This is a genomic window from Brevibacillus fulvus, assembly GCF_016908525.1.
Taxonomy (GTDB): Bacteria; Bacillota; Bacilli; order Brevibacillales; family Brevibacillaceae; genus Brevibacillus_G; species Brevibacillus_G fulvus.
In genome coordinates, this window is the sequence record NZ_JAFBEB010000017.1 from 39,291 (window position 1) to 62,891 (window position 23,601).

The following is a 23,601-nucleotide window of genomic DNA, read 5'->3' on the forward strand; positions in this document are numbered from 1 at the left end:
ATTTGAATGGGAATCAAAAAGTTTAAACCGACTTCTCCTGGTCGTCGCCAAATGACGGTTTCCACATTCGAGGAGATTACCACTTCTACTCCCGAAAAATCCCTGTTGGCGCCTTTGAATAAAAAAGCAGGCCGCAATAACCAAGGGAAAATTACCGTTCGTCATCAAGGTGGCGGTCATAAACGCAAATATCGCATTATTGACTTCAAACGCAACAAAGATGGTATCGTAGGTAAAGTAGCTACGATCGAGTACGATCCAAACCGTTCTGCAAACATTGCTTTGATCAACTACGCAGATGGTGAAAAACGCTACATTCTTGCTCCTTTGGGCTTGAAAGTGGGCGACGAGATCGTTTCCGGTGCAGATGCCGATATCAAAACCGGTAATGCATTGCCGCTGGAAAAAATTCCGGTTGGTACAACCATTCACAACATCGAGTTGAAACCTGGCAAAGGCGGACAATTGGTTCGTGCAGCCGGTGCTTCCGCTCAATTGCTCGGTCGTGATGGTGACTTCGTAATCGTTCGTTTGTCTTCTGGCGAAACTCGCCGCATTCATAACGAGTGCCGCGCGACTGTTGGCCAAGTAGGTAACCTCGATCACGAATTGATCAACATCGGTAAAGCTGGTCGCTCTCGTTGGTTGGGAGTTCGTCCAACTGTTCGCGGTAGCGTAATGAACCCGAATGATCACCCACACGGTGGTGGTGAAGGTCGCGCACCTATCGGACGTAAAGCGCCTGTTACTCCTTGGGGTAAACCTGCTTTGGGTCTCAAAACCCGCAAGAAAAAGAACAAATCCGATCAATACATCATCCGCCGCCGCAAAAAATAAGGCTGGATGAAACAATAACCGAACGCCTTTGGCGAAGGGAGGTTCACATATGGGACGTAGTTTGAAGAAAGGTCCTTTCGTGGATGACCACTTGATGAAGAAAGTTGACGAATTGAACGAGAAGAACGAAAAACGCGTTGTAAAAACGTGGTCTCGTCGCTCAACAATCTTCCCTGAGTTCGTTGGACATACGTTTGCGGTTTATGATGGTCGCAAGCATGTGCCGGTTTACGTGACGGAAGACATGGTGGGTCACAAATTGGGTGAATTCGCACCAACTCGTACCTTCAAGGGTCACGTCGATAACGACAAAAAATCCAAGAAGCGCTAATTTTTCTCTTCACAGAGAGGAGGTACAAAGATGGAAGCAAAAGCAGTTGCTCGCTATATTCGCATTGCACCTCGCAAAGTTCGCTTGGTAGTGGACTTGATCAGAGGCAAGCAAGTCGGTGAAGCATTGGCGATTCTCAAACACACTCCGAAAGCTGCTTCTCCAGTAGTTGAGAAAGTATTGAAATCGGCAATCGCTAACGCAGAACACAATTACGAACTGGATCCAAACAACCTCGTAGTCGGCAAAGTTTTCGTTGACCAAGGTCCAACCTTGAAACGATTCCGTCCGCGTGCAATGGGTCGCGCTAGCCGCATCCATAAACGCACTAGCCATATTACGGTGGTACTAAACGAGAAATAAGGAGGGATTACGTGTGGGTCAAAAGGTAAGCCCGGTAGGTCTTCGTATTGGCGTTATCCGTGACTGGGAGTCAAAATGGTACGCCGACAAAGATTTCGCTTCTTTGTTGCATGAAGACCTTCGTATTCGCAAGTATGTAAAAGGGCGTCTGAAAGATGCTGCTGTTTCTACGATTGAAATCGAGCGCGCTGCCAATCGCGTAAACGTGACGATCTACACCGCTAAACCTGGAATGGTTATCGGGAAAGGCGGCCAAGAAGTAGAAGTACTTCGTAAAACGCTGTCCGAAATGACAGGCAAACGCGTTCACATCAACATCAATGAAGTGAAAAAACCTGATTTGGATGCTACTTTGGTAGCTGAAAACATCGCACGTCAATTGGAAAACCGTATTTCTTTCCGTCGTGCACAAAAACAAACCATTGCTCGTACCATGCGTGCTGGCGCTAAAGGGATCAAAACTTTGGTAAGCGGTCGTCTTGGTGGTGCTGATATCGCTCGTTCGGAAGGTTACAGTGAAGGAACTGTACCGCTGCACACACTTCGCGCAGATATCGATTATGGTACTGCAGAAGCTCATACCACTTATGGTCGGATCGGTGTGAAAGTATGGATCTATCGTGGTGAAGTGCTTCCTACAAAGAAGAACGTAGCAGTTGAGGAAGGAGGCAAGTAAACATGTTAACGCCTAAACGCGTAAAACACCGTAAACAACACCGCGGTCGGATGACTGGTAATGCAAAAGGCGGTACTACCGTTGCATTTGGTGAATACGGTTTACAAGCACTCGAACCGGCTTGGGTAACCAACCGTCAAATTGAAGCTGCCCGTATTGCGATGACTCGTTACATCCGTCGTGGCGGTAAAGTATGGATCAAAATTTTCCCTGACAAACCGGTAACACAAAAACCGTTGGAAGTACGGATGGGTTCCGGTAAAGGTTCTCCTGAACATTGGGTTGCAGTTGTGAAACCTGGCAAGATTATGTTTGAACTTGCTGGTGTTCCTGAAGAGATCGCGCGTGAGGCTATGCGTCTCGCGATGCACAAACTGCCTGTAAAATGCAAGTTTGTGAAGCGCGAAGAAGTGGGTGGTGACGCAAATGAAGGCTAATGAATATCGCAATTTAACCACTGCCGAGATCGAACAAAACATCTCCTCTTTGAAAGAAGAGTTGTTCAACCTTCGTTTCCAGTTGGCAACAGGTCAGCTTGAAAACACAGCTCGTATCAAGCAAGTGCGCAGAGACATCGCGCGTGCGAAAACAGTCCTGCGTCAAAGAGAATTAGGGATCGGCTAATTAAAGGAAGGAGGTTCGAACGATGACCGCAGACCGCAATATGCGTAGAACCATGGTAGGTCGCGTCGTTTCCGACAAAATGGATAAAACTGTAGTGGTTCTTGTTGAAACCTACAAAAAACATCCATTGTACGGCAAACGCGTGAAGTACTCCAAAAAGTACAAGGCTCATGACGAAAACAACACTGCAAAAATCGGCGATATCGTAGAGATCATGGAAACCCGTCCGCTTTCCAAAGATAAACGTTTCCGTCTTGTGCGTATTGTTGAAGAAGCAGTTATTGTATAAGGAAGATTTCGGTCAACCATAACCGAAAGGAGGAACAGTAAATGATCCAAACTCAGACGAGATTGGCCGTTGCTGACAACTCTGGTGCGAAAGAATTGATGTGCATCAAGGTGCTGGGTGGTTCCGGTCGCAAAACCGCGAACATCGGGGATGTCATTGTATGCTCCGTAAAAAGCGCTACACCCGGCGGCGTTGTCAAGAAAGGTCAAGTTGTAAAAGCAGTTGTAGTGCGTAGTGTTCGTGGCGTTCGTCGCAACGATGGATCTTACATCCGTTTCGATGAAAACGCAGCGGTTATTATCAGAGATGATAAATCCCCACGTGGTACTCGTATCTTTGGACCGGTAGCTCGTGAGCTTCGTGATAAAGATTTTATGAAAATCATCTCTCTGGCTCCTGAGGTTCTCTAATTTGAACGTTTAAATTCTGCAGTTTGTTCGATAGGAGGTGCACCAAGCGATGCACGTTAAAAAAGGCGATACCGTTATCGTAATTACGGGTAAGGACAAGGGCAAAAAAGGCCGCGTACTTGCTGCTTATCCGAAAAAAGATCGTGTATTGGTAGAAGGTATCAATCTCGTGAAGAAACATACACGTCCGTCTCAAGCGAATCCGCAAGGCGGCATTGTAACACAAGAAACACCTATTCACGTTTCCAACGTGTCGCTCATTGATCCTAAGTCCGGAAAACCTACTCGCATAGGTTATAAAGTGCTTGACAATGGCAAAAAAGTTCGGGTTGCAAAAAAATCTGGCGAAGTAATCGACAAGTAGTCAGGTCGGAAAGGAGGTTGTCCTAGATGGCAGCAAGATTGAAAGAAAAATATCAAAATGAAATCGTACCTGCGTTGATGAGCAAGTTTAACTACAGCTCCATCATGCAAGTACCGAAAGTGGAAAAAATCATTGTCAACATGGGTGTTGGTGAAGCAGTTGGCAATGCGAAAGCCCTTGATTCTGCAGTAGAAGATTTGCAAATCATTACTGGTCAAAAACCGGTTGTGACTCGCGCGAAAAAGTCCATCGCAGGTTTTAAACTTCGTGAAGGTATGCCTATCGGTGCGAAAGTAACATTGCGCGGTGAACGTATGTACTACTTCCTTGACAAATTGATGAATGTATCGCTTCCACGCGTACGTGACTTCCGCGGTGTTTCTTCCAAAGCATTCGACGGTCGTGGAAACTATACACTCGGTCTGAAGGAACAACTTATTTTCCCTGAGATCGAATACGATAAAATTGACAAGGTTCGCGGTATGGACATCGTGATCGTAACTTCCGCAAAAACCGACGAGGAAGCTCGTGAATTGTTAACTCAAATGGGTATGCCATTCCGTAAATAAACCCTATCGTAAGGAGGGAAAAACGTGGCAAAAAAATCAATGGTCATTAAGCAACAGCGGAAACCAAAATTCAGCGTACGTGCTTATACACGTTGTGAACGTTGCGGTCGCCCGCATTCTGTACTGCGCAAGTTCAAATTGTGCCGTATTTGCTTCCGTGAACTGGCTTATAAAGGTCAAATTCCAGGCGTTAAGAAAGCAAGCTGGTAATTTAGACGGGAAGGAGGTTTTTTCTCATGGTTATGACAGATCCAATTGCAGATATGCTTACTCGTATCCGTAACGCAAACATGGTTCGCCACGAGAAAGTGGAGATCCCAGCATCTACAATCAAGAAGGAAATTGCCCGCATCCTGAAAGAGGAAGGCTTTATCCGCGATGCTGAGTTTGTTGAGGATAACAAGCAAGGAATCATTCGTTTGTTCCTGAAATACGGTCCGAACAATGAGCGCGTTATTTCCGGTTTGAAACGCATTAGCAAACCTGGTCTGCGCGTGTACGCGAAAAACAACGAGATTCCTCGTGTGTTGGGCGGTTTAGGTTTGGCTATCATTTCTACCTCCAACGGCGTGATGACTGACAAACAAGCTCGTCAAGCGCATGTTGGTGGAGAAGTGCTCGCTTACGTTTGGTAATATTTGATTCTCGCACAGGAGGTGCAAGTTATGTCACGTGTCGGTAAAAAACCGATAGCGGTCCCTGCAGGCGTTACTCTCACCCTGAACGGTACGGAGCTGACAGTAAAGGGCCCTAAGGGTACACTTGTTAAGAACTTTCATCCGGACATTACCATCACCATCGGTGAAAACGAAGTGTTGGTAGAACGTCCGAGCGACAATAAATTACATCGTTCCTTGCACGGTACAACTCGCGCGCTTGTTGCAAACATGGTTACAGGTGTGTCTGAAGGTTTTAGCCGTACGCTGGAACTGGTGGGCGTTGGGTACCGTGCCGCTAAAGCTGGCAAAGGTGTAACTCTCTCTCTCGGTTTCTCCCATCCGGTAGAAATTACCCCGGAAGAAGGCATTGAACTGGATGTGCCGAACCAAACCACATTGGTTGTGAAAGGTATCGATAAAGAACGCGTTGGCCAAGTGGCTGCGGAAATTCGTTCGATCCGTAAACCTGAACCTTACAAAGGCAAAGGGATTAAATACAGCGATGAGGTTGTTCGTCGTAAAGAGGGTAAAAAAGGTAAATAAAGCAGCTAGTTTTATGAGAAGGGAGGCAGCGTAATGTTTACAAAAGGCGATAAAAATAAAGCTCGGAAGAAACGTCATCTGCGTATCCGCAGACGTCTGGTCGGAACTGCGGTACGTCCTCGTTTGAACGTTTTCCGTTCTTCCAAACACATTTACGCTCAATTGATTGACGATGCCACAGGAACAACACTAGCTTCTGCATCTTCGCTGGATAAAGAACTGGGTCTGAAAAATGGCGGAAACATTGAAGCAGCAACTGCTGTTGGTACTTTGATTGCGAAAAGAGCGCAAGAAAAAGGCTACGCCAATGTTCTGTTTGATCGTGGCGGTTATTTGTATCATGGACGTATTAAAGCACTTGCTGACGCAGCGCGTGAAGCAGGACTTGATTTCTAGTCAACAAGATTTTTGTAAACAAGGAGGGTAAGGAATGCGAATCGACCCTAGCAAATTAGAGCTAGAAGAAAAAGTAGTCGCCGTTAACCGTGTAGCGAAAGTGGTTAAAGGTGGACGTCGTTTCAGCTTCAGCGCATTGGTCGTTGTAGGTGACAAAAATGGTCACGTAGGCGCTGGAATGGGCAAAGCACAAGAAGTACCGGACGCTATCCGTAAAGCGATTGATGACGCGAAGAAAAATCTAATTCGCGTACCTCTCAAAGGAACAACTATTCCTCATGAAGTTCTGTGCCATTTTGGTTCTGGTCGCGTATTGATCAAACCGGCTTCCCCAGGTACAGGAGTTATCGCTGGTGGACCTGTTCGTGCGGTGCTTGAACTCGCAGGTATCGGTGATGTATTGAGCAAATCGCTCGGCTCTAACAATCCAATCAATATGGTCAACGCTACGCTGGAAGGTCTCAGCCGATTGAAAACAGCGGAAGATGTCGCTAAATTGCGCGGTAAATCCGTTGACGAATTGTTAGGATAAGAAGGAGGGAATGGGATATGGCAAAAGCTCTGCAAATCACCCTCAAACGTAGTGTGATTGGACGCACAGAAGATCAACGCGCTACGGTGCAAGCCCTTGGCCTTCGCAAAGTTAACCAAACTGTCGTTAAACAAGATAACCCAGCGATGCGTGGGATGATCTTTAAAGTAAAACATTTGGTTGAAGTAAAAGAAATTGAAGCTTAAGCAGACTTTTTCAGTTAGGAGGTGCAACGAATGAAATTGCATGAATTGAAACCTGCCGAAGGATCCCGCCATGAACGCAAACGTGTTGGACGTGGTATCGGTAGCGGTACTGGTAAAACTGCCGGTAAAGGTCACAAGGGTCAAAATGCTCGTTCAGGCGGTGGTGTCCGTCCTGGTTTCGAGGGTGGACAAAACCCGTTGTACCGTCGTTTGCCGAAACGTGGTTTCAACAACATTAATCGCAAGGAATATGCGATTGTGAGTCTCGATGCTTTGAACCGTTTTGCGGAAGGAACTGTCGTTACTCCGGAACTTCTCAGAGAAACCGGTGTAATCAGCGCTCTGCGTGATGGTGTTAAAGTTTTGGCAAATGGTGAACTCAATGTTAAGCTTACAGTGAAAGCTCACAAGTTCTCTGCAGCTGCTGTCGAGAAGATCGCTCAAGTCGGTGGATCTGCCGAGGTGATCTAATGTTAGCGAGCCTCACTAACATTTTTAAGATAGGCGACTTGCGTCGAAGGGTATTATTTACCCTGTTGATGCTCGTCGTCTTCCGAATTGGTAGCTTTATTCCGGTTCCCAATATCAATGTGGCGATGTTTGAACAAGCCAACAACAATTTCCTCAACTTGCTCAATACGTTCTCCGGTGGGGCGTTGAAAAACTTCTCGATTTTCGCAATGGGGATCATGCCTTATATCACGGCATCGATCATCATGCAGCTGTTGTCGATGGAAGTGGTGCCGAAGTTTACGCAATGGGCGCGTGAAGGGGAAACGGGACGACGCAAGATTGCTACGGTCACTCGCTACTTTACGATCGTGCTTTCTTTGGTTCAATCCGTTGGGATGACATTTGGTTTTAACAATATGGCTCCCGGTTTGTTGACAGACCAGTCAGTCGGCAGTTATGCCCTGATTGCGATCACCTTGACGGCTGGTACATCGCTCCTGATGTGGATGGGTGAGCAAATCACGGAAAAAGGTATTGGGAACGGGATTTCGGTGATTATCATGGCGGGTATCGTAGCCAACATCCACGGCGGTGTGGTGACGATTTACCAAAGCCAGTTTGCCGAAACCACCAATCTGTTCTTCAGCATCTTGAAGATCGTGATTATTTTGTTGGTCATCATTGCGATCATTGTGGGCGTTATCTTCATGCAGCAAGGTATTCGCAAGATTCCGGTGCAATATGCGAAACGTGTGGTTGGCCGTAAAATGTACGGTGGCCAATCTACGCACATTCCGTTGAAAATTAACTCGGCTGGGGTTATTCCGGTAATCTTTGCGATCTCGCTGGTGACGTTCCCGTCGACAATTGCCCAGTTCTGGGCTGATCCGACCGGTGTGGGTGTTGCCAACTGGATTTATCAAAACTTCCAGATCAGCGCTCCGCTGGGAATGACATTGTACGCATTGCTCATCCTTGGCTTTACCTATTTCTATACATTTGTGCAAATGAATCCTGTGCAAATGGCAGAAAATATGAAGAAAAACGGCGGGTACATCCCTGGAATCCGACCCGGCAAAAACACGGAAGTGTACATCACCCGTACGCTGACCCGGTTAACTTTGGCTGGTGCCTTATTCTTGATGGTAATTTCAATTTTGCCGTTCTTCTTCACCCGATTGGCTAATTTGCCTTCGCAGATTTATATCGGGGGAACAACCTTGTTGATCGTGATCGGGGTTGTACTGGATACGATGAAGCAAATTGAAAGCCAAATGATTAAGCGTCACTACCAAGGGTTCATGAAATAAAGCTGAGGTTGTTGTGATTCAGACGGAGGGGATGGATATGAATATTATACTGATGGGTCTTCCTGGTGCCGGAAAAGGTACACAGGCAGAACGTATCGTAGAAGAATTCAACATCCCGCATATCTCAACCGGCGATATGTTCCGAGCTGCGGTGAAGAACCAAACGCCTCTTGGGTTGGAAGCCAAATCCTTTATGGACAAAGGTCTTCTGGTACCGGACGAAGTTGTGATCGGTATTGTGCGGGAACGCCTTTCAAATGAGGATTGTGCTAATGGATTTCTGCTTGACGGGTTTCCACGGACTGTTCCTCAAGCGGAAGCCTTGACCTCTACATTGAAAGAATTGGGACGTGAGATTGATCACGTTATCAATATTAATGTTCGTCGCGAGCTTTTGATTGAGCGGCTGACGGGGCGTTGGATTTGTCCAGTTTGCGGTGCAAGCTACCATACTTTGTTTAACCCTCCAAAAACGGAAGGGGTTTGCGATAAAGACGGTGGTAAGTTGTATCAACGTGATGACGACAAAGCCGAAGTGGTTACACAACGCTTGGATGTCAACATCGCACAAACGCAACCATTGATTGATTACTATTCCAAGCAGGGGCTTTTGCGCAATATCAACGGCGAACAAGATATCCAGGTTGTTTTTGCGGAAATCAAGTCTTTATTGCGAGGGTAAGCAAGAATGATCCATCTAAAATCAAGATTGGAACTTGAGGTTATGCGTGAAGCAGGGCGAATTGTCGCCTTAACCCATCAAGAGCTGTCCAAAGCAGTAAAGCCGGGCATCACCACAAAACAACTGGACGAATTAGCGGAAAGCTTTATTCGCAGCAAAGGGGCTGTTCCATCGTTTAAAGGCTACGGTGGCTTTCCAGGAAGTATCTGTGCTTCAGTCAATGAAGAACTCGTACACGGGATCCCGGGAACACGGACGTTGCAAGAGGGAGATCTGATCAGTCTTGATATTGGGGCCATGGTTGACGGCTACCACAGTGATTCCGCTTGGACGTACGCAGTTGGCAAGATCTCCGATGAAGATCAGCGGTTGATGAGGATAACGGAGGAGTCGTTGTATAAAGGACTGGAGAAAGCAGTTCCTGGCGGACGTCTTTCTGATATCTCGCACGCAATCCAAATCCATGTAGAGGCTGCCGGTTTCACGATCGTTCGCGAGTATGTGGGGCATGGCATAGGACGAAGCTTGCATGAAGATCCGCAAATCCCCAATTACGGTCCTCCGGATCGAGGACCAGTATTGAAGCCTGGCATGGTTTTGGCGATCGAACCGATGGTGAATGCTGGCGAACGTTATGTCCGCACATTGGAGGACAATTGGACGGTCGTAACAGTGGATCGGAAAAATTGCGCCCATTATGAACACACCATCGCGATTACGGAAGATGGCTATGAGGTCTTAACGAAGTTATAGACGATACAAGATGCCTGTGCAGATCTGGATTGTCGTCCAACGTGTTGACGATAAGTTCGTTTGTAATACTAGTATTGAACACTCATGGTCTGACTGAAGGACAGATGAAAGGAGAGAAACGAATGGCCAAAGACGATGTAATTGAAGTAGAGGGTACGGTTATCGAACCCTTGCCCAATGCAATGTTTCGTGTAGAATTAGAGAATGGTCATAAAGTGTTGGCTCACGTTTCGGGTAAAATTCGCATGCACTTTATTCGCATTTTGCCCGGTGATAAAGTGACGGTTGAATTGTCGCCATATGATTTGACGCGCGGTCGCATTACCTACCGCTATAAATAAGACCCCTAATAGAAAAGGGAGGCAAGAACCATGAAAGTGAGACCATCGGTTAAACCGATTTGCGAAAAATGCAAAGTCATTCGTCGTAAAGGTAACGTAATGGTTATTTGTGAAAATCCAAAGCATAAGCAAAAACAAGGATAAATTTAAGGAGGTGCTTTTCTAGCATGGCACGTATTGCAGGCGTTGACTTGCCTCGCGAAAAACGCGCGGAAATCGCTTTGACCTATATCTTTGGTATTGGTCGCCCTACGTCTCAACGTATTTTGGCGGCTACAGGTGTAAACCCTGATACTCGCGTGCGTGACCTCACTGAGGACGAAGTAGCGAAACTTCGTGAATACATCGACAAGAACATCAAAGTTGAAGGTGATCTTCGTCGTGAAATCTCCCTCAACATCAAGCGCTTGATGGAAATCGGATGCTTCCGTGGTATTCGCCATCGTCGCGGCTTGCCTGTCCGTGGTCAACGTACTAAAACAAATGCTCGTACGCGCAAAGGTCCTCGTCGTACTGTAGCGAACAAGAAGAAGTAAAGGAGGGTAATCTGACATGGCTAAAAGAAAACAAGCTGCCACTCGTACACGTCGTCGCGATCGGAAAAACGTTGAAGTGGGCGTAGCTCATATCCGTTCTACGTTCAACAACACGATTGTTACTATCACCGATCCGCACGGCAACGCAATCTCTTGGTCCAGTGCTGGTGCCCTCGGATTTAAGGGTTCCCGTAAAAGCACTCCGTTTGCTGCGCAAATGGCCGCTGAGACCGCTGCAAAAACTGCAATGGAACACGGAATGCGCTCTTGTGAAGTTCTTGTGAAAGGACCGGGGGCAGGCCGTGAAGCCGCTATCCGTTCTTTGCAAGCTGCCGGTTTGGAAGTTAACATGATCAAAGATGTTACGCCAATCCCACACAACGGCTGCCGTCCACCAAAACGTCGCCGCGTGTAATGCGTTTATAAAGTTCAGAACATGTCCATACTAGAATGGTAAATTCTGCTTTTTTAGCTTGTCATGCACGCATACGGTAAACCGCCGAAGGAAATTCCTGAGTGGGCTCTTACGCCCACCCAAGAATTTCGACGTTTTGAAGGAGGGTTTGTTTAATGATAGAAATAGAAAAACCGAGAATCGAGGTTGTGGAAGTTACCGACGACAACCTGTACGGAAAGTTCGTTGTTGAGCCGCTTGAGCGTGGTTACGGCACGACGCTTGGCAACTCGCTGAGACGAATTCTGCTCTCCTCACTGCCTGGTGCTGCAGTAACTTCTGTTCAAATCGACGGTGTTCTGCATGAATTCTCCACAGTAGAAGGCGTTGTGGAAGATGTTACGGAGATTATCCTTAATATCAAAGGCCTAGCTCTGAAAATTCATTCCGATGAAGAAAAAATCATCGAGATTGATGCTGAAGGCGAAGGTGTAGTCAAAGCTGGAGATATTCGTGCTGACAGTGATGTGGAGATCTTAAACCCTGATCTTCATATTGCCACCCTAGCAAACGGCGGTCGTCTGCACATTCGTATGACAGCTGGACGTGGTCGTGGATATGTTCAGGCGGATGGAAACAAGTCGGAGGATCAACCGATTGGTGTGATTCCGATTGATTCGATCTATACGCCGATTAAGCGCGTCAACTATCAAGTGGAAAACACTCGTGTTGGACAAATGACCAACTATGACAAGTTAACGCTTGAGGTTTGGACAAACGGCAGCATCAGTCCGGAAGAAGCTGTCAGTCTGGGCGCGAAAATCATGACGGAGCATTTGAACCTGTTTGTCGGTCTGACCGATCAGGCGAAGGATGCAGAAATCATGGTGGAAAAAGAAGAGGACAAGAAAGAGAAAGTGCTTGAGATGACCATCGAAGAGCTTGACCTTTCTGTTCGTTCTTACAACTGCTTGAAACGTGCTGGAATCAATACTGTTCAAGAGCTGACCCAAAAGTCGGAAGAAGATATGATGAAAGTGCGTAACCTGGGACGAAAATCCTTGGAAGAAGTACAGGAAAAACTGCAAGAATTGGGTCTTTCCTTGCGAAATGACGATTAGGGAAGAGGCTGGCTTACAGCGAAATTAGACTCGACGTAAACACGCCAGTAAGAGGGAGGTAAGAACATGGCATACCGTAAATTGGGGCGTAGAAGTGCCGCTCGAAAAGCATTGTTCCGTGATTTGGTTACTGACCTGATCATTAACGAGCGCATTGAAACGACTGAAATGAAGGCGAAAGAAGTGCGTTCGATTGCCGAAAAAATGATTACGTTGGCAAAACGCGGTGACTTGCATGCTCGTCGCCAAGTGGCAGCTTTCGTACGCAAAGAAGTAGCTACAGCAGAAGGACGCGACGCCGTTCAAAAGCTGTTTGATGACATCGCACCACGTTATGCAGAGCGTAATGGTGGATACACTCGTATCCTGAAAGTTGGTCCTCGCCGTGGCGACGCTGCACCAATGGCGTATCTGGAATTAGTTTAATAGTGCGTGGTAGTCATAAAAGGGTGAGGGCAGAATCTGGTTTTTTCGACCAGATTCTGATTCATGCCCTTTTTTCTTTTGTCTGAACATCGTTGCGACAAGTGGAAGGAACCTGCTGTACAGGGAAGGGAGCATGAACATGGAGAGTGCCCCGTTAATCCAGTTTGAAAATGTGTCGTTCTATTATACGGACGAGTTTGGCGAAAAACTGCCGGTTTTGCAAAATCTCAATTTGACGATCGCGGAAGGCGAGTTTGTGACGATTATTGGACATAACGGTTCCGGCAAATCGACGCTTGCCAAATTGATGAATGCACTGCTGCTTCCCGCCGAAGGTGAAGTAAGGGTTGGTCCCTGGAAGACAGGTGCCACGCAAGAAGTGTGGAAAATCAGGCAAATGGTTGGGCTTGTCTTTCAAAATCCCGATAATCAGATCGTTGGTTCAACGGTGGAAGATGATGTGGCGTTTGGTCTGGAAAATATAGGCGTGCCGCCAGCGGAAATGAGAGAGAGGATTGACGCGGCACTGAAAGCGGTGGGCATGGCCGCCTACGCACAGCGACAACCGCATAAGCTCTCCGGCGGACAAAAACAGCGTACCGCGATCGCCGGCATTATCGCCATGCGTCCGCGCGTGTTGATTCTCGATGAAGCGACAGCAATGTTGGACCCGCAAGGACGAAAGGAAATCATGGAGCTCGTCCGCAGGCTGAATCGGGAAGCAGGCATCACGGTCATCAATATCAGCCATTTTCCTGAAGAGGCGGTGGACGCCGACCGGGTAGTGGTGATGCGACAAGGGAAGATTTTTATGCAAGGAACGCCGCGAAACGTCTTCGCCGATGTCACCCGTCTGCAGGAAACCGGATTGGATGTGCCGTTAGCCGTTCGCATTCAGCACTATCTATCCGCAAACGGCGTGCCGATTCCGCCTTTACTTCACCAGAAGGAGCTGGTTGAAGAACTATGCCGATTATTTTTGAACAGGTAACGCATATTTATGGTGCGGGGACACCGTTTGAGAAAGAGGCGCTCTCCGCTGTGAGTTTCGCCATTCCCGATGAAGCGTTTGTCGGAATCATCGGGCAGACCGGATCGGGAAAGTCAACGCTGGTCCAGCATCTGAACGGGTTGTTGAAGCCAACGCGCGGTCGGATTCAGGTGGGCGATTGGCAAATTGAACCGTCCAGCCGCTTGCCGGCTGAATTTCGCTCAAACGTTGGTCTCGTTTTTCAGTATCCGGAGCACCAACTGTTTGAAGAGACGGTCGCAAAAGATGTGGCCTTTGGTCCCCGCAACCTCGGTTTGTCTGAAGAAGCAGCGCTGCTGCGGGCCAAAGAGGCGCTGGAGACAGTCGGTCTGTCTTATGATGAATTGAAAGATCGTTCACCGTTTCATTTGAGCGGCGGACAAATGCGCCGGGTAGCGCTTGCCGGCGTTTTGGCGATGCAATCCAAAGTGCTGGTTCTTGATGAACCCACCGCAGGGTTGGACCCCGCTGGTCGCAAAGAGATTTTGGAGGCGATCTATCGGATTCATCGAGAGCGGAAACTGACTACCTTCCTGGTGACCCACAGTATGGAAGAGGCGTCGCGATACGCCGACTTTTTGCTGGTGATGGCCGAAGGGAAGGTTGTGCTGCAAGGGACGCCGGCTGAGGTATTTGCCGAGGAGGAACTATTGCGCCATCATGCTTTGGCCGTACCGCAAACCGTCGAATTGATCCAACAGATCAATGCAAGTCTGCCGGGTGAACAGCAAATACCTGTGACACTTTTTCGGGAAGAGGAGCTGCAGGACTATTTGCTCCACCGATTGCGCCAGACTCGGGCTGTCATTATACCGGAGTAGCCCGTTCAACCAGGGAGTCAGGGGGAAGGAGGCAGGCTCATGAACTTGCTTCAAAATTTTCCAATCGGTCAGTATGTACCGGGCCATTCCTTTATTCATCGGCTCGATCCGCGCTGCAAGCTCTTATATGTACTTATTTTTGCTGTCCTGGTATTCATGGCGAATGATGGACTTTCTTACGCAATCCTTGCCCTGTTTACACTCCTCATCATGAAAGGGTCATCGATCTCCTACCGCTATATTTTACGCGGTCTGAAGCCGGTGTGGTTTTTGCTGGCATTAACCTTTCTGCTGCATGTGCTCATGACAAAAGGAGGCACGGTCTATCTGGCGTGGGGGTGGCTTACGGTGGAAGCGGAAGGAGTACGGCAAGCTGTTTTTATTTCCGTACGGCTGGCTTTGTTAGCCTTGTTCAGTTCCTTGCTGACATTGACCACTTCCCCGCTGGAATTGGCCGATGGCTTGGAACGGTTGCTCCATCCATTGAGCAGGGTGGGCGTCCCCGTCCATGAGATTGCCTTGATGCTGACGATCGCGTTGCGCTTCATCCCGACGCTGCTCGATGAGACGGACAAGATTATCAAGGCCCAAGCATCGCGAGGCATTGACTTTGAGACGGGCGGTTTGTGGAAACGGTTGCGAAATCTCGTTGCGATTGTCGTTCCTTTGTTCGTCAGCGCTTTTCGCCGGGCGGAGGAGCTGGCGCTGGCGATGGAAGCAAGAGGTTATCGTGGCGGAGAAGGCAGAACCAAATTGCGGCAATTGCGCTTTACATGGAGGGACTTGTTGGCATTTGGCATTGCGCTGATTTTGTTTGCCGTGATTGGATGGGTGAGACGATGAGACGTTTAAAATGCATTGTGGCCTATGATGGGACCGATTATAGCGGGTTTCAAGTGCAACCGGAGCAGGTGACGATTCAGGGAGAGATCGAAGCGGCTTTGCAGCGGATTACGGGAGAGACGATCCAAATCGTTGGCTCAGGACGCACGGATGCGGGTGTCCACGCCCAAGGCCAGGTGATTCACTTTGACACCGCCAGTTCGATTCCTCTTGAAAAATGGCGGCTTATTTTGAACAACCAGCTGCCCTCTTCGATAATCGTCAAAGACGTTGAAGAGGCGCCGGCGGGCTTTCACGCCAGGTTTGATGTAAAGGTAAAGGAATATCGTTACTGCATTGACAATGGTCCGGTTCCTGACCTGTTTTATCACCGTTATGCCGATCATATCCGCTATCCGCTCGATATTGAAGCGATGCAGCAGGCGGCCGGCTGTTTGATCGGCGAGCATGACTTCACTTCATTTTGTTCTGCCAAAACGTTTGTCGAGGACAAGGTTCGAGAGCTTTATGACGTGCGGGTAGAACGGCAGAACGATTTTGTCTGGGTCATCTGCAGGGGAAACGGCTTTTTGTACAATATGGTTCGCATCATTGTAGGAACTTTGGTGGAAGTTGGGCAAGGCAAGCGAGCTCCCCGTGAGATCAAGCAAATTTTGGAAGCGAAAAATCGTGAGCTTGCCGGGAAAACAGCTCCTGCCAGAGGCTTGACGATGTGGCAGGTTGAGTATGACTAGGGAATGAGAGGTAAAAACAGCTTTTTCTCCATCATTTTCTCCAGTCAATCTTTGCTGCCCACTTGACTCAAAACTTCTTGTATAGTAAGATGAACCTTGGTATTTTCATACCCCGCTAGCCCCACTCTAGCCCCGGGATTGAAAAACGAACGAAAAAAATGATACAGCTGGAGAAGTTGCTTACCGTTGCACTTTATCCTGAAATGAAAAGAACGGGACTCCGTTTTTAACGGCAATATATTTAGGAGGGACAAACATGCGTACCACATATATGGCGAAACCGCTCCAAGTTGAGCGCAAATGGTACATCGTAGACGCGGAAGGTCAAACTCTTGGCCGCCTGGCAAGCGAAGTAGCTTCCATTCTTCGCGGGAAACTGAAACCAGAATATACTCCACACGTAGATACTGGCGATTTTGTAATTGTGATCAATGCTGACAAAATCAAATTGACCGGTAAAAAATTGACCGATAAAATCTACTACACTCACTCCCTCTATCCAGGTGGTTTGAAAAAGACTACCGCCGGTGATATGTTGAACAAACGTCCAGATCGTTTGTTTGAAATTGCTGTAAAAGGCATGTTGCCGAAAAACAGCTTGGGACGTCAAATGTTTACTAAATTGAAAGTATACGCTGGTTCTGAACATCCGCACGCAGCGCAAAAACCAGAAGTTTGGCAAATTCGCGGCTAATATAGCAAGGGAGGAAAAATCTCGTGGCACAAGTACAATACTACGGTACAGGTCGTCGTAAACATTCCGTAGCACGTGTTCGCTTGGTACCAGGCGAAGGTCGTATTTTGATCAACAAACGTGATATGGATAACTATTTTGGTTTGGAAACATTGAAACTGATTGTGAAACAACCGCTTGTTTTGACTGAAACACTCGGACGTTATGATGTGTTGGTTAACGTAGCGGGTGGCGGAATCTCCGGCCAAGCTGGCGCAATCCGTCATGGCGTAGCTCGCGCTTTGTTGAAAGCCGATCCGGAACTGCGCGGCGCTTTGAAACGCGCTGGCTTCCTGACTCGCGACCCACGCATGAAAGAACGTAAAAAATACGGTCTCAAAGCTGCTCGTCGCGCGCCACAATTCTCCAAACGTTAATTTTGGATACGGCCCAGGCCCAAACCCTCTTGTCTGTTTTACAGGCAAGGGGGTTTTTGTTTTGGCGATGTGACAATGCTCACAGGCGAACGGTCGGATATAGGGTAGACTGGTTATCGTACAAGAAAGGAGAGTGCAAGAAAGATGAGCAACTGGAAAGATGAAACCATTCAAGCAAATCCGAAAGAGAAAGCGGAAGAGTTGAAGAAAGTCATGTCCGTCGTTGCGCCGGAGCTGCATACGTTTATTGAGGAACATGCGGAGTTGGACCAATGGATGGATCGCGTGCGTGCTGAAAATAATCGTGCGCTTTACCGTGAAGCTCTCCAGATCATTCAACAGGAACTGGAACAGCACTTTCTCTACGAGGAACAATTTATTTTGCCCAAATTGGGCCGTTATTTTGCAACGACAGAGGTTGGGCCTGTCTTTAAACTTATTCAGGAGCATGACATCATTCGCAAAAACTATCGGGATGCTGAAGACTTGATGCAGGAGAGCGACTCAGAGCGGTTTGCTGAAGTTTTGCAACAAAAAATGAACCTTCTGGCGTACTTGTTAAAAAAACATATTGAAAAAGAGGACCACTATTTCTTTCCGCTGGTCAGTTTGGTGTTGACCCCTGCGGAATGTCAGGAAATCGCTGATCAGGTGGCCCATGCACATCACGCTTGACTGGAACCGCTCCGTTTTGAACCGAACGTGAAAATCCCGGATAAAAGCTCCGTCATAATTTGTCCCATCCGCCCATAAGATGGAGTGAAAGATGGGACAAAGGGGTTGTTAGGGTGACACGAAAAGTAGTAGGGTGGGTGCTCGCTTTTTTCTTGCTCGTTGTGATTTTTACGTATAAGTCGCCTGACTATACTTCCTGGTCAACATGGTCGCTGCCACTGGCCGGAACGGTTATCGCGATTGATGCGGGACATGGCGGCAAGGACGGGGGAGCGGTCAGCCAAGATGGCAAAGTTATCGAAAAAGATATATCGTTGGCCATCAGTCTATACTTGCGCGATTTTTTGCAACAATCTGGTGCCCATGTCATTATGACGCGCGAGGAAGACAAGGATTTGGCTTCACCGGAAGCCGACCGGCTGCGCAAACGCAAATCTGAGGATATCCGCAATCGCGTCAAATTGGTTAACGAAAACCAACCGGATTTTCTGATCAGTGTTCATCTCAATGCTTTGCCTTCCAGCAAGTGGTCAGGAGCGCAAACCTTTTACTATCCTGCTTACAAAGAAAGCGGCGAATTGGCTTACTTGATTCAGGACGAGATCAAGCGGGTCCTGGAAAATACGAATCGGCTTCCGAAAAAAACCGATGACGTCTATTTGATTCGGGAAGTGAAAAGCCCGGCAGTGCTTGTCGAGGTAGGCTTCCTCTCCAACGAGGAAGAAGCGCGATTGCTGGAATCAACCGATTATCAAAAGGCGATGGCCAATGCGATTTACCAAGGAATTTTGCGTCACTATGCAGGCGAGAAGGTCAATGTCACTCCCTAAGCTTTTGCTTTCGCCTTGATTCGTGCCCTTCTTTTCTGTATATGCTATAATGAACGCGCGAACGGTTTAGAATTGGGAATCCATAATGAATAGAGGTGGCACGATGATTACCAAGGAGCGAGTGCTGGAAGTGCTGCGCGATGTGAAGGACCCGGAAATTAATCGCAGCCTTGTGGAACTGAACATGATCCGGGACATTGAGATCGTTGGGGATAAGGTCAGTCTGTTGGTTGTTTTAACCATCTCCGGTTGTCCCCTGCGCGCGAAAATTGAGCAGGATGTTACGGAGGCGTTGAAAAAGCTGGGAGCGAAAGAAGTCGAACTGCGAATGGGCTCCATGACCGATGAAGAGCGTGCTGCACTGAGCGCACAGTTGCGAGGCGGTCAGGCCGCAAAAGCTGCAACCGGTCAAATGCAACCGCTTAATCCCATCTTGAGCAAAGAATCCCCCACCCGGTTTATTGCCATAACCTCGGGAAAAGGTGGCGTAGGCAAATCAACGGTGACGGTCAATTTGGCTGTGGCGTTGGCACGCTTGGGGAAAAAAGTGGGGATTATTGATGCCGACATTTACGGGTTTAGCGTACCGGATATGATGAACATTGAGCAGCGGCCGACAGTAATTGGCGAAGTCATTTTGCCAATCGAGCAGTTTGGAGTAAAAGTCATGTCGATGGGTTTCTTCGTAGAGGACAATTCACCGATTATTTGGCGTGGCCCGATGTTGGGCAAAATGCTGCGCAACTTCTTTTCGGAAGTACACTGGGGCGAGGACCTCGACTACATGATTCTCGACCTTCCGCCAGGTACGGGGGATATGGCTCTGGATGTACATACAATGATTCCGCAGAGCAAAGAGATTGTGGTGACCACCCCGCATGCGACGGCCGCCTTCGTTGCGGCCAGAGCGGGTGCCATGGCCATACGAACTGGTCATGAGCTGCTTGGCGTCGTCGAGAATATGTCTTGGTATGAAGCGAAGGATGGCAGCAAAGAGTATGTATTTGGCCGCGGCGGCGGAGCCAAATTGGCGGAGCAATTGGCCACAGAGCTGTTGGCACAAGTGCCGCTTGGTCAACCGGACAACCATCCGGCGGAACCGGATTATTCTCCCTCGGTATACAAGGAGCAATCGCCGATCGGACAAATTTATCGGGAATTGGCCGAACGCGTCATCGCAAAATGCGAATCAACCGTGAGTAAATAAACAAAAGCCCGGCGCAAATGTGCCGGGTTTTTTTTAGGTTCCGCTTCCGCCTTGGCCGCCGCCGCTTTTGTCGCCGCCACCGCCTTGGCCGCCACCGCCTTGGCCGCCGCCCTGACCTCCACCGCCTTTTTGTCCTTGCGTCATCATGTTTGTGGTGGACATCTGTTCCGCGGCTTTTGTCATCAACTTAAGCAATTCTTGCTGAAAGAGCGGGCTTTGCAAAGATTCCTTCATGATCTCCATCTGTGCCTTGCGGTAAGTAGAACTTTTCATCAGGTCAAGCAGGCCGCGTTCAAATTCCGGATCTTTCATAATGGCCATCATTGATTTTTGGTACTCGGGGTCTTTCATCAAGTCCTTCATCAATTGTTTGTTCTCGTTTTTCAGCGTTTTTGCCACACTGCTGGTAAACTTCGGGTCTTGGAACAATTGTTTGATGTGCGGATTGTCAGGATTGGTAATCGTTTGGATCATTGTGTTTTTTACGGTCGGATCATCCATGATCACACGCTGTTTGAAATTTTCATCCTTCATCATTTGGGAGACAGTGCTCTTTGCTTCTTCAGTCTGCAGAATATCAAGAACCATGGTCTTCACACTTTTGTAATCCGGCTGCGCCTGAGTTATTTGCGGTCTGTTGCCGCCGCAACCAGTCAGAAGCAAACAGATAAGGGGAACCAACCATGGCGACAACCGCTTGTTCATTTCCTGAACGCCCTCCTTTGGCTTACCTGAAACATAAAATGCGCAATTTGTCCGGTTCTTACGCTAGTATTTTCTTGCAAGGGTTGGTACAATCAGTATCGATGTGGATGGGAGGGAATTTCCAATGAATTTGCGGAAATATGGTTGGTTGTTCGGAACCACTTTACTTGTCGGCGGGATTGGTGGGATTTTGGCAGGCTTTATCGTTGGACGTGCCGATCTGTTCGATGGTGGAGTGGGAAACTTTTTGATCGCTACTTTCATGAATCTTCTCTTTGGTTTATCCATTAGTGTCCTGACCCAAATGGGTTTCTTTGCCTATATGATGCTGAATTATTTGGCACAATCGGTTTTTAAAAGCCGCGGTTTATGGCGGAACATTCAAATTTTGCTAATTTTGTTCACGTTTTTTGATTTTGTTTATTTGCGCTATAGTCTAGGCGTTCAGGGGGATTCCCTTTGGCCGTACTTCGTTGAACCGAGTGTGCTCTTGCTCGTCTCCGTGATCGCAGCTTATGCGAAGGTGAGATTGACCAATCCGACGGCTTGGGTGCCAACCGTTTTCTTTCTGTTTGTCGGAACAACGATTGAATGGATTCCGGCTCTTCGGGAAAATGCCTACTCCGCCATTTTTATGGCCGTCCCTTTGCTCTTTTGCAATATTTGGCAAGTGCTGCATCTTCAGCGACTGGTAAAAGCTGACCCTGCGTCGTAAGGGTCAGCTTTTCGCAAAAAATCAGTCTACTTCCTGGCTGTTCACTTCCGAACCGGACAACAGTTGCGAAACGGTGACGAACTGATAGCCTTCGGCGCGAAGCTTGTCAATGATGACCGGCAAGGCAAGGTGGGTTTGCGTGCAGGAATCGCTGGCATGCATCAAGACGATATCGCCGGGATGCGCTTTGCTGACGACGTTTTGGACGATTTGGTCAACACCGGGATTGGTCCAGTCTTTGGAGTCCGTATCCCATTGGATTACGGTATACCCCATATCAGTTGCGATTTGAAGGACTCGTTTGTCAAAGTCGCCGTTCGGCAAGCGTAACAGATTTGGCTTTTTGCCCGTCATCTCGGTTAGAATCGTATGAGCTGTGCCGATCTGTGTGCGGATTTCCTCTTCGGGGTATTTGCTGTAATTTTCATGTTTATGACCGTGCGAACCGATTTCAAAACCGTCTTCGGCAATTCGCTTGACGATTTCAGGATGACGCTGGCTCCAGGGGGATGAAAGAAAAAAGGTTACATTTTGCACTTGCTTTTGCTTCAGGATGTCAAGGATCGGAACGGCGCGGGTTTCTCCCCAGCTAATGTCAAAGGTTAAGGCGATTTTCTTTTCTTTCGTATCCACCTTGTAAACGGCTTGCGGTGGTTTGGCTTTGCTTCCATTGGTAAATACTGCTATGGTATCCCGTTCCGCATAGGTAATGCCAACAGCGAGAACCAATGCGATCAAGACGATCAACAACTGTTTTAATGCTTTGGTACTGACAACATACATCCGTTTCATCGCTTGCCCTCCTTTTTCCCGTAAAATTATATGCGGGGTAGACAAGGATATGCGTTTTGTCGGCGTATAGAAAGACATTCGGGCACATATGATGAGTTAGTATGGAAAAGGAGCGTGTCGCATGCGTTACCAACTGCGTCAGTTATGGACTGATAACAAAGGGTATTTTTACATAGCCGGATTGCTTTTGATCGGCGGAGCCTTCTTTGGGTTTCTGCAAATGGGTCAGGTTGAGCAGATCGCCAAAAATATGCTTTCGCAAATCCAGGAGATTGCCGACCGCATACAGGAAAGTGGCGGAAGCACGGCCGTTACGTTTTGGGCGATCTTTAAAAACAACGTGTTCAGTTCCTTGACAATGATGATTTTCGGTTTGGTCTTTGCCATCTTTCCGATTTTCGGCTTGTTGTCTAACGGAGTTTTGCTTGGGTTTATTTTCGGACAGCTGGCTGCGGCCGGCGGCAACCCGTTGCTTGTCTTTGCGGTCGGGATATTGCCCCATGGCATTTTTGAGCTGCCGGCAGTTGTTTTCTCGGCGGGTATCGGCATTCGCTACGGAGCGACCGTGCTGCGTTCCATCAAAGGCTTATGGAACGCGGGAGCGCGAGGAGAAATAAAAGAGGATTGGCGGCAACTCGTGAAACAGTTTCCTGTAGCGGCAATCAGCGTTATTGTGGTTTTGTTTGTTGCCGCTATTGTTGAGAGTGCCATCACTCCGCTGCTGATCCAATCGGTTGTAGGCGGGCGTATTGGCTTGACAGAGTGAGTAACAAGTAACAGCGGCCAGACGGAAAAACCCTCTACCTAAGAGGGTTTTTAATTTTGTTGAATTTTATCTAATAAATTTAATAATGCTAAATCTGAATACACCTATTTTTGCTGGGCAATCATAAATGTAAACTCGTTGCAGGCGGAGGATGATTAACACGTGCTAGGTTTCCTGTTTAATACGAAAGAATGCCAAGAGCTTGAGTATCTGCTTAAACGAGAACTGGAGGAGATGCTGCTGGACTTCAGTGATAAACGGATTGATTATTTGGTGAAGCGGGCAATGGAAGACCGGTATTCCGTCCTGTTTAAGATGTATGCTAGGATTGCACATCCCAAAGAATTGTCCAAGTATGTAAGAAAACGCAAATTGGAAGAAGAGCACTTAACATGAAAAAATTTAATTCAACAAAACTATTGACTTAATTTTTGGTTCGTGATAGATTAATTCTTGTCTTTAAAAGATGTTCTTTGAAAACTGAACAGCGAAACGTTTGAAGTGATCAAATCACAAGCCAAGCAATTTCTTTTTGAACCAAAGATCAACACTTAACTT

At 47.8% G+C, this 23,601-nt stretch carries 40 protein-coding genes; 38 read left to right on the forward strand and 2 right to left on the reverse strand.

The genetic code is table 11. The annotated features are described in order from the left end of the window. Positions 1–6: 6 nt before the first annotated feature. From rplB to JOD01_RS17720, 35 genes are all read left to right on the forward strand, one after another. A complete protein-coding gene (gene rplB, locus JOD01_RS17550; protein ID WP_204519593.1) occupies positions 7–837 on the forward strand; it encodes a 50S ribosomal protein L2 in 831 nt (276 codons plus the stop codon). Positions 838–886: 49 nt separating this feature from the next. Beyond that, positions 887–1,168 carry a 30S ribosomal protein S19 gene (rpsS, locus tag JOD01_RS17555; RefSeq protein ID WP_204519594.1) on the forward strand — a complete coding sequence of 94 codons (282 nt, stop codon included), beginning with the start codon at positions 887–889 and terminating at the stop codon, positions 1,166–1,168. Positions 1,169–1,198: 30 nt separating this feature from the next. Next, complete coding sequence (rplV, locus tag JOD01_RS17560; protein WP_204519595.1) at positions 1,199–1,531, forward strand: 50S ribosomal protein L22; 333 nt, start codon at positions 1,199–1,201, stop codon at positions 1,529–1,531. 13 nt (positions 1,532–1,544) lie between these two features. Beyond that, positions 1,545–2,207, forward strand: a complete 663-nt coding sequence (rpsC, locus tag JOD01_RS17565) for a 30S ribosomal protein S3 (RefSeq protein ID WP_204519596.1) — start codon at positions 1,545–1,547, stop codon at positions 2,205–2,207. Between the two features lie 2 nt (positions 2,208–2,209). After that, positions 2,210–2,644, forward strand: a complete 435-nt coding sequence (gene rplP, locus JOD01_RS17570) for a 50S ribosomal protein L16 (protein WP_204519597.1) — start codon at positions 2,210–2,212, stop codon at positions 2,642–2,644. Continuing rightward, the gene (rpmC, locus tag JOD01_RS17575; protein ID WP_204519598.1) at positions 2,634–2,831 is read left to right on the forward strand and encodes a 50S ribosomal protein L29; all 198 of its coding nucleotides are present in this window, start codon (positions 2,634–2,636) and stop codon (positions 2,829–2,831) included. The genes rplP and rpmC overlap by 11 nt, the downstream gene beginning before the upstream one ends. 22 nt (positions 2,832–2,853) lie before the next feature. Further along, positions 2,854–3,120 carry a 30S ribosomal protein S17 gene (gene rpsQ / locus JOD01_RS17580; RefSeq protein ID WP_204519599.1) on the forward strand — a complete coding sequence of 89 codons (267 nt, stop codon included), beginning with the start codon at positions 2,854–2,856 and terminating at the stop codon, positions 3,118–3,120. A 41-nt stretch (positions 3,121–3,161) separates the two neighbouring features. Continuing rightward, positions 3,162–3,530, forward strand: coding sequence for a 50S ribosomal protein L14 (rplN, locus tag JOD01_RS17585; protein WP_204519600.1), 369 nt, complete (start codon positions 3,162–3,164; stop codon positions 3,528–3,530). 49 nt (positions 3,531–3,579) lie between these two features. Beyond that, positions 3,580–3,894, forward strand: a complete 315-nt coding sequence (gene rplX, locus JOD01_RS17590; protein WP_204519601.1) for a 50S ribosomal protein L24 — start codon at positions 3,580–3,582, stop codon at positions 3,892–3,894. A 26-nt stretch (positions 3,895–3,920) separates the two neighbouring features. Beyond that, the gene (gene rplE / locus JOD01_RS17595; protein ID WP_204519602.1) at positions 3,921–4,463 is read left to right on the forward strand and encodes a 50S ribosomal protein L5; all 543 of its coding nucleotides are present in this window, start codon (positions 3,921–3,923) and stop codon (positions 4,461–4,463) included. 24 nt (positions 4,464–4,487) lie between these two features. After that, entirely contained in the window at positions 4,488–4,673 is a 186-nt protein-coding gene (locus JOD01_RS17600; RefSeq protein ID WP_204519603.1) for a type Z 30S ribosomal protein S14, read from the forward strand. A gap of 26 nt (positions 4,674–4,699) precedes the next feature. Further along, on the forward strand, positions 4,700–5,098 hold the full coding sequence (gene rpsH, locus JOD01_RS17605; RefSeq protein WP_204519604.1) for a 30S ribosomal protein S8: 399 nt from the start codon (positions 4,700–4,702) through the stop codon (positions 5,096–5,098). Between the two features lie 30 nt (positions 5,099–5,128). After that, complete coding sequence (gene rplF / locus JOD01_RS17610) at positions 5,129–5,665, forward strand: 50S ribosomal protein L6 (RefSeq protein WP_204519605.1); 537 nt, start codon at positions 5,129–5,131, stop codon at positions 5,663–5,665. 33 nt (positions 5,666–5,698) lie between these two features. Continuing rightward, the gene (gene rplR, locus JOD01_RS17615; protein ID WP_204519606.1) at positions 5,699–6,061 is read left to right on the forward strand and encodes a 50S ribosomal protein L18; all 363 of its coding nucleotides are present in this window, start codon (positions 5,699–5,701) and stop codon (positions 6,059–6,061) included. 34 nt (positions 6,062–6,095) lie between these two features. Beyond that, entirely contained in the window at positions 6,096–6,593 is a 498-nt protein-coding gene (gene rpsE, locus JOD01_RS17620; RefSeq protein ID WP_204519607.1) for a 30S ribosomal protein S5, read from the forward strand. A 17-nt stretch (positions 6,594–6,610) separates the two neighbouring features. After that, positions 6,611–6,799 (forward strand): 50S ribosomal protein L30, encoded by a 189-nt coding sequence (gene rpmD / locus JOD01_RS17625; RefSeq protein ID WP_204519608.1) that lies wholly within the window; start codon positions 6,611–6,613, stop codon positions 6,797–6,799. Between the two features lie 30 nt (positions 6,800–6,829). Next, a complete protein-coding gene (gene rplO, locus JOD01_RS17630; protein ID WP_204519609.1) occupies positions 6,830–7,270 on the forward strand; it encodes a 50S ribosomal protein L15 in 441 nt (146 codons plus the stop codon). Further along, positions 7,270–8,562: a preprotein translocase subunit SecY gene (secY, locus tag JOD01_RS17635; protein WP_204519610.1), complete on the forward strand. Its 1,293-nt coding sequence runs from the start codon at positions 7,270–7,272 to the stop codon at positions 8,560–8,562. Before rplO ends, secY begins: the two co-directional genes overlap by 1 nt. A gap of 37 nt (positions 8,563–8,599) precedes the next feature. Further along, positions 8,600–9,244, forward strand: coding sequence for an adenylate kinase (locus tag JOD01_RS17640; RefSeq protein WP_204519611.1), 645 nt, complete (start codon positions 8,600–8,602; stop codon positions 9,242–9,244). Between the two features lie 6 nt (positions 9,245–9,250). Next, positions 9,251–9,997 (forward strand): type I methionyl aminopeptidase, encoded by a 747-nt coding sequence (map, locus tag JOD01_RS17645; protein WP_204519612.1) that lies wholly within the window; start codon positions 9,251–9,253, stop codon positions 9,995–9,997. A gap of 122 nt (positions 9,998–10,119) precedes the next feature. Then, the gene (infA, locus tag JOD01_RS17650; RefSeq protein WP_003333772.1) at positions 10,120–10,338 is read left to right on the forward strand and encodes a translation initiation factor IF-1; all 219 of its coding nucleotides are present in this window, start codon (positions 10,120–10,122) and stop codon (positions 10,336–10,338) included. A 30-nt stretch (positions 10,339–10,368) separates the two neighbouring features. Beyond that, a complete protein-coding gene (gene rpmJ, locus JOD01_RS17655) occupies positions 10,369–10,482 on the forward strand; it encodes a 50S ribosomal protein L36 (RefSeq protein ID WP_003333770.1) in 114 nt (37 codons plus the stop codon). Between the two features lie 23 nt (positions 10,483–10,505). After that, positions 10,506–10,874 (forward strand): 30S ribosomal protein S13, encoded by a 369-nt coding sequence (gene rpsM, locus JOD01_RS17660; protein ID WP_204519613.1) that lies wholly within the window; start codon positions 10,506–10,508, stop codon positions 10,872–10,874. 16 nt (positions 10,875–10,890) lie between these two features. Beyond that, positions 10,891–11,289 carry a 30S ribosomal protein S11 gene (gene rpsK, locus JOD01_RS17665; RefSeq protein WP_204519614.1) on the forward strand — a complete coding sequence of 133 codons (399 nt, stop codon included), beginning with the start codon at positions 10,891–10,893 and terminating at the stop codon, positions 11,287–11,289. A 155-nt stretch (positions 11,290–11,444) separates the two neighbouring features. Continuing rightward, positions 11,445–12,389: a DNA-directed RNA polymerase subunit alpha gene (locus JOD01_RS17670; RefSeq protein ID WP_204519615.1), complete on the forward strand. Its 945-nt coding sequence runs from the start codon at positions 11,445–11,447 to the stop codon at positions 12,387–12,389. A 66-nt stretch (positions 12,390–12,455) separates the two neighbouring features. Continuing rightward, positions 12,456–12,815: a 50S ribosomal protein L17 gene (rplQ, locus tag JOD01_RS17675; RefSeq protein WP_204519616.1), complete on the forward strand. Its 360-nt coding sequence runs from the start codon at positions 12,456–12,458 to the stop codon at positions 12,813–12,815. 139 nt (positions 12,816–12,954) lie between these two features. After that, positions 12,955–13,806, forward strand: coding sequence for an energy-coupling factor transporter ATPase (locus JOD01_RS17680; protein ID WP_204519632.1), 852 nt, complete (start codon positions 12,955–12,957; stop codon positions 13,804–13,806). Beyond that, the gene (locus JOD01_RS17685) at positions 13,782–14,666 is read left to right on the forward strand and encodes an energy-coupling factor transporter ATPase (RefSeq protein ID WP_204519617.1); all 885 of its coding nucleotides are present in this window, start codon (positions 13,782–13,784) and stop codon (positions 14,664–14,666) included. Before JOD01_RS17680 ends, JOD01_RS17685 begins: the two co-directional genes overlap by 25 nt. A 39-nt stretch (positions 14,667–14,705) precedes the next feature. Further along, positions 14,706–15,509 (forward strand): energy-coupling factor transporter transmembrane component T family protein, encoded by an 804-nt coding sequence (locus tag JOD01_RS17690; RefSeq protein WP_204519618.1) that lies wholly within the window; start codon positions 14,706–14,708, stop codon positions 15,507–15,509. Then, on the forward strand, positions 15,506–16,243 hold the full coding sequence (gene truA / locus JOD01_RS17695; protein ID WP_204519619.1) for a tRNA pseudouridine(38-40) synthase TruA: 738 nt from the start codon (positions 15,506–15,508) through the stop codon (positions 16,241–16,243). Before JOD01_RS17690 ends, truA begins: the two co-directional genes overlap by 4 nt. A gap of 256 nt (positions 16,244–16,499) precedes the next feature. After that, positions 16,500–16,937: a 50S ribosomal protein L13 gene (gene rplM, locus JOD01_RS17700; protein ID WP_204519620.1), complete on the forward strand. Its 438-nt coding sequence runs from the start codon at positions 16,500–16,502 to the stop codon at positions 16,935–16,937. Positions 16,938–16,960: 23 nt separating this feature from the next. Beyond that, a complete protein-coding gene (rpsI, locus tag JOD01_RS17705) occupies positions 16,961–17,353 on the forward strand; it encodes a 30S ribosomal protein S9 (protein ID WP_204519621.1) in 393 nt (130 codons plus the stop codon). Between the two features lie 144 nt (positions 17,354–17,497). Further along, complete coding sequence (locus JOD01_RS17710; RefSeq protein WP_204519622.1) at positions 17,498–18,028, forward strand: hemerythrin domain-containing protein; 531 nt, start codon at positions 17,498–17,500, stop codon at positions 18,026–18,028. A 113-nt stretch (positions 18,029–18,141) separates the two neighbouring features. Next, a complete protein-coding gene (gene cwlD, locus JOD01_RS17715) occupies positions 18,142–18,858 on the forward strand; it encodes an N-acetylmuramoyl-L-alanine amidase CwlD (RefSeq protein ID WP_204519623.1) in 717 nt (238 codons plus the stop codon). Positions 18,859–18,961: 103 nt separating this feature from the next. Next, positions 18,962–20,065, forward strand: coding sequence for an Mrp/NBP35 family ATP-binding protein (locus JOD01_RS17720; RefSeq protein ID WP_204519624.1), 1,104 nt, complete (start codon positions 18,962–18,964; stop codon positions 20,063–20,065). Positions 20,066–20,098: 33 nt separating this feature from the next. On the opposite strand, the gene gerD is transcribed toward JOD01_RS17720, so the two are convergent. Then, entirely contained in the window at positions 20,099–20,770 is a 672-nt protein-coding gene (gerD, locus tag JOD01_RS17725; RefSeq protein WP_204519625.1) for a spore germination lipoprotein GerD, read from the reverse strand. Positions 20,771–20,894: 124 nt separating this feature from the next. On the opposite strand from gerD, the gene JOD01_RS17730 reads away from it, so the two are divergent. Continuing rightward, positions 20,895–21,485, forward strand: coding sequence for a KinB-signaling pathway activation protein (locus JOD01_RS17730; RefSeq protein ID WP_204519626.1), 591 nt, complete (start codon positions 20,895–20,897; stop codon positions 21,483–21,485). Positions 21,486–21,506: 21 nt separating this feature from the next. Here the strand turns inward: JOD01_RS17730 and pdaB are convergent, their stop codons facing one another. Next, positions 21,507–22,277, reverse strand: a complete 771-nt coding sequence (gene pdaB, locus JOD01_RS17735) for a polysaccharide deacetylase family sporulation protein PdaB (protein ID WP_204519627.1) — start codon at positions 22,275–22,277, stop codon at positions 21,507–21,509. Positions 22,278–22,398: 121 nt separating this feature from the next. Here pdaB and JOD01_RS17740 point away from each other — a divergent pair, with 121 nt between their 5' ends. Both JOD01_RS17740 and JOD01_RS17745 read left to right on the forward strand, forming a co-directional pair. Then, positions 22,399–23,043: a stage II sporulation protein M gene (locus JOD01_RS17740; RefSeq protein ID WP_204519628.1), complete on the forward strand. Its 645-nt coding sequence runs from the start codon at positions 22,399–22,401 to the stop codon at positions 23,041–23,043. Between the two features lie 162 nt (positions 23,044–23,205). Then, positions 23,206–23,439, forward strand: coding sequence for a hypothetical protein (locus JOD01_RS17745; protein ID WP_204519629.1), 234 nt, complete (start codon positions 23,206–23,208; stop codon positions 23,437–23,439). The last annotated feature ends 162 nt before the right edge of the window (positions 23,440–23,601 follow it).

Coding starts and splice junctions, on each gene's coding strand:
- rplB (WP_204519593.1), top strand. CDS start 7: ATGGGAATCAAAAAGTTTAAACCGACTTCTCCTGGTCGTCGCCAAATG.
- rpsS (WP_204519594.1), top strand. CDS start 887: ATGGGACGTAGTTTGAAGAAAGGTCCTTTCGTGGATGACCACTTGATG.
- rplV (WP_204519595.1), top strand. CDS start 1,199: ATGGAAGCAAAAGCAGTTGCTCGCTATATTCGCATTGCACCTCGCAAA.
- rplP (WP_204519597.1), top strand. CDS start 2,210: ATGTTAACGCCTAAACGCGTAAAACACCGTAAACAACACCGCGGTCGG.
- rpmC (WP_204519598.1), top strand. CDS start 2,634: ATGAAGGCTAATGAATATCGCAATTTAACCACTGCCGAGATCGAACAA.
- rpsQ (WP_204519599.1), top strand. CDS start 2,854: ATGACCGCAGACCGCAATATGCGTAGAACCATGGTAGGTCGCGTCGTT.
- rplN (WP_204519600.1), top strand. CDS start 3,162: ATGATCCAAACTCAGACGAGATTGGCCGTTGCTGACAACTCTGGTGCG.
- rplX (WP_204519601.1), top strand. CDS start 3,580: ATGCACGTTAAAAAAGGCGATACCGTTATCGTAATTACGGGTAAGGAC.
- rplE (WP_204519602.1), top strand. CDS start 3,921: ATGGCAGCAAGATTGAAAGAAAAATATCAAAATGAAATCGTACCTGCG.
- rpsH (WP_204519604.1), top strand. CDS start 4,700: ATGGTTATGACAGATCCAATTGCAGATATGCTTACTCGTATCCGTAAC.
- rplF (WP_204519605.1), top strand. CDS start 5,129: ATGTCACGTGTCGGTAAAAAACCGATAGCGGTCCCTGCAGGCGTTACT.
- rplR (WP_204519606.1), top strand. CDS start 5,699: ATGTTTACAAAAGGCGATAAAAATAAAGCTCGGAAGAAACGTCATCTG.
- rpsE (WP_204519607.1), top strand. CDS start 6,096: ATGCGAATCGACCCTAGCAAATTAGAGCTAGAAGAAAAAGTAGTCGCC.
- rpmD (WP_204519608.1), top strand. CDS start 6,611: ATGGCAAAAGCTCTGCAAATCACCCTCAAACGTAGTGTGATTGGACGC.
- rplO (WP_204519609.1), top strand. CDS start 6,830: ATGAAATTGCATGAATTGAAACCTGCCGAAGGATCCCGCCATGAACGC.
- secY (WP_204519610.1), top strand. CDS start 7,270: ATGTTAGCGAGCCTCACTAACATTTTTAAGATAGGCGACTTGCGTCGA.
- JOD01_RS17640 (WP_204519611.1), top strand. CDS start 8,600: ATGAATATTATACTGATGGGTCTTCCTGGTGCCGGAAAAGGTACACAG.
- map (WP_204519612.1), top strand. CDS start 9,251: ATGATCCATCTAAAATCAAGATTGGAACTTGAGGTTATGCGTGAAGCA.
- infA (WP_003333772.1), top strand. CDS start 10,120: ATGGCCAAAGACGATGTAATTGAAGTAGAGGGTACGGTTATCGAACCC.
- rpmJ (WP_003333770.1), top strand. CDS start 10,369: ATGAAAGTGAGACCATCGGTTAAACCGATTTGCGAAAAATGCAAAGTC.
- rpsM (WP_204519613.1), top strand. CDS start 10,506: ATGGCACGTATTGCAGGCGTTGACTTGCCTCGCGAAAAACGCGCGGAA.
- rpsK (WP_204519614.1), top strand. CDS start 10,891: ATGGCTAAAAGAAAACAAGCTGCCACTCGTACACGTCGTCGCGATCGG.
- JOD01_RS17670 (WP_204519615.1), top strand. CDS start 11,445: ATGATAGAAATAGAAAAACCGAGAATCGAGGTTGTGGAAGTTACCGAC.
- rplQ (WP_204519616.1), top strand. CDS start 12,456: ATGGCATACCGTAAATTGGGGCGTAGAAGTGCCGCTCGAAAAGCATTG.
- JOD01_RS17680 (WP_204519632.1), top strand. CDS start 12,955: ATGGAGAGTGCCCCGTTAATCCAGTTTGAAAATGTGTCGTTCTATTAT.
- JOD01_RS17685 (WP_204519617.1), top strand. CDS start 13,782: ATGCCGATTATTTTTGAACAGGTAACGCATATTTATGGTGCGGGGACA.
- JOD01_RS17690 (WP_204519618.1), top strand. CDS start 14,706: ATGAACTTGCTTCAAAATTTTCCAATCGGTCAGTATGTACCGGGCCAT.
- truA (WP_204519619.1), top strand. CDS start 15,506: ATGAGACGTTTAAAATGCATTGTGGCCTATGATGGGACCGATTATAGC.
- rplM (WP_204519620.1), top strand. CDS start 16,500: ATGCGTACCACATATATGGCGAAACCGCTCCAAGTTGAGCGCAAATGG.
- JOD01_RS17710 (WP_204519622.1), top strand. CDS start 17,498: ATGAGCAACTGGAAAGATGAAACCATTCAAGCAAATCCGAAAGAGAAA.
- JOD01_RS17720 (WP_204519624.1), top strand. CDS start 18,962: ATGATTACCAAGGAGCGAGTGCTGGAAGTGCTGCGCGATGTGAAGGAC.
- gerD (WP_204519625.1), bottom strand. CDS start 20,770: ATGAACAAGCGGTTGTCGCCATGGTTGGTTCCCCTTATCTGTTTGCTT.
- JOD01_RS17730 (WP_204519626.1), top strand. CDS start 20,895: ATGAATTTGCGGAAATATGGTTGGTTGTTCGGAACCACTTTACTTGTC.
- pdaB (WP_204519627.1), bottom strand. CDS start 22,277: ATGAAACGGATGTATGTTGTCAGTACCAAAGCATTAAAACAGTTGTTG.
- JOD01_RS17740 (WP_204519628.1), top strand. CDS start 22,399: ATGCGTTACCAACTGCGTCAGTTATGGACTGATAACAAAGGGTATTTT.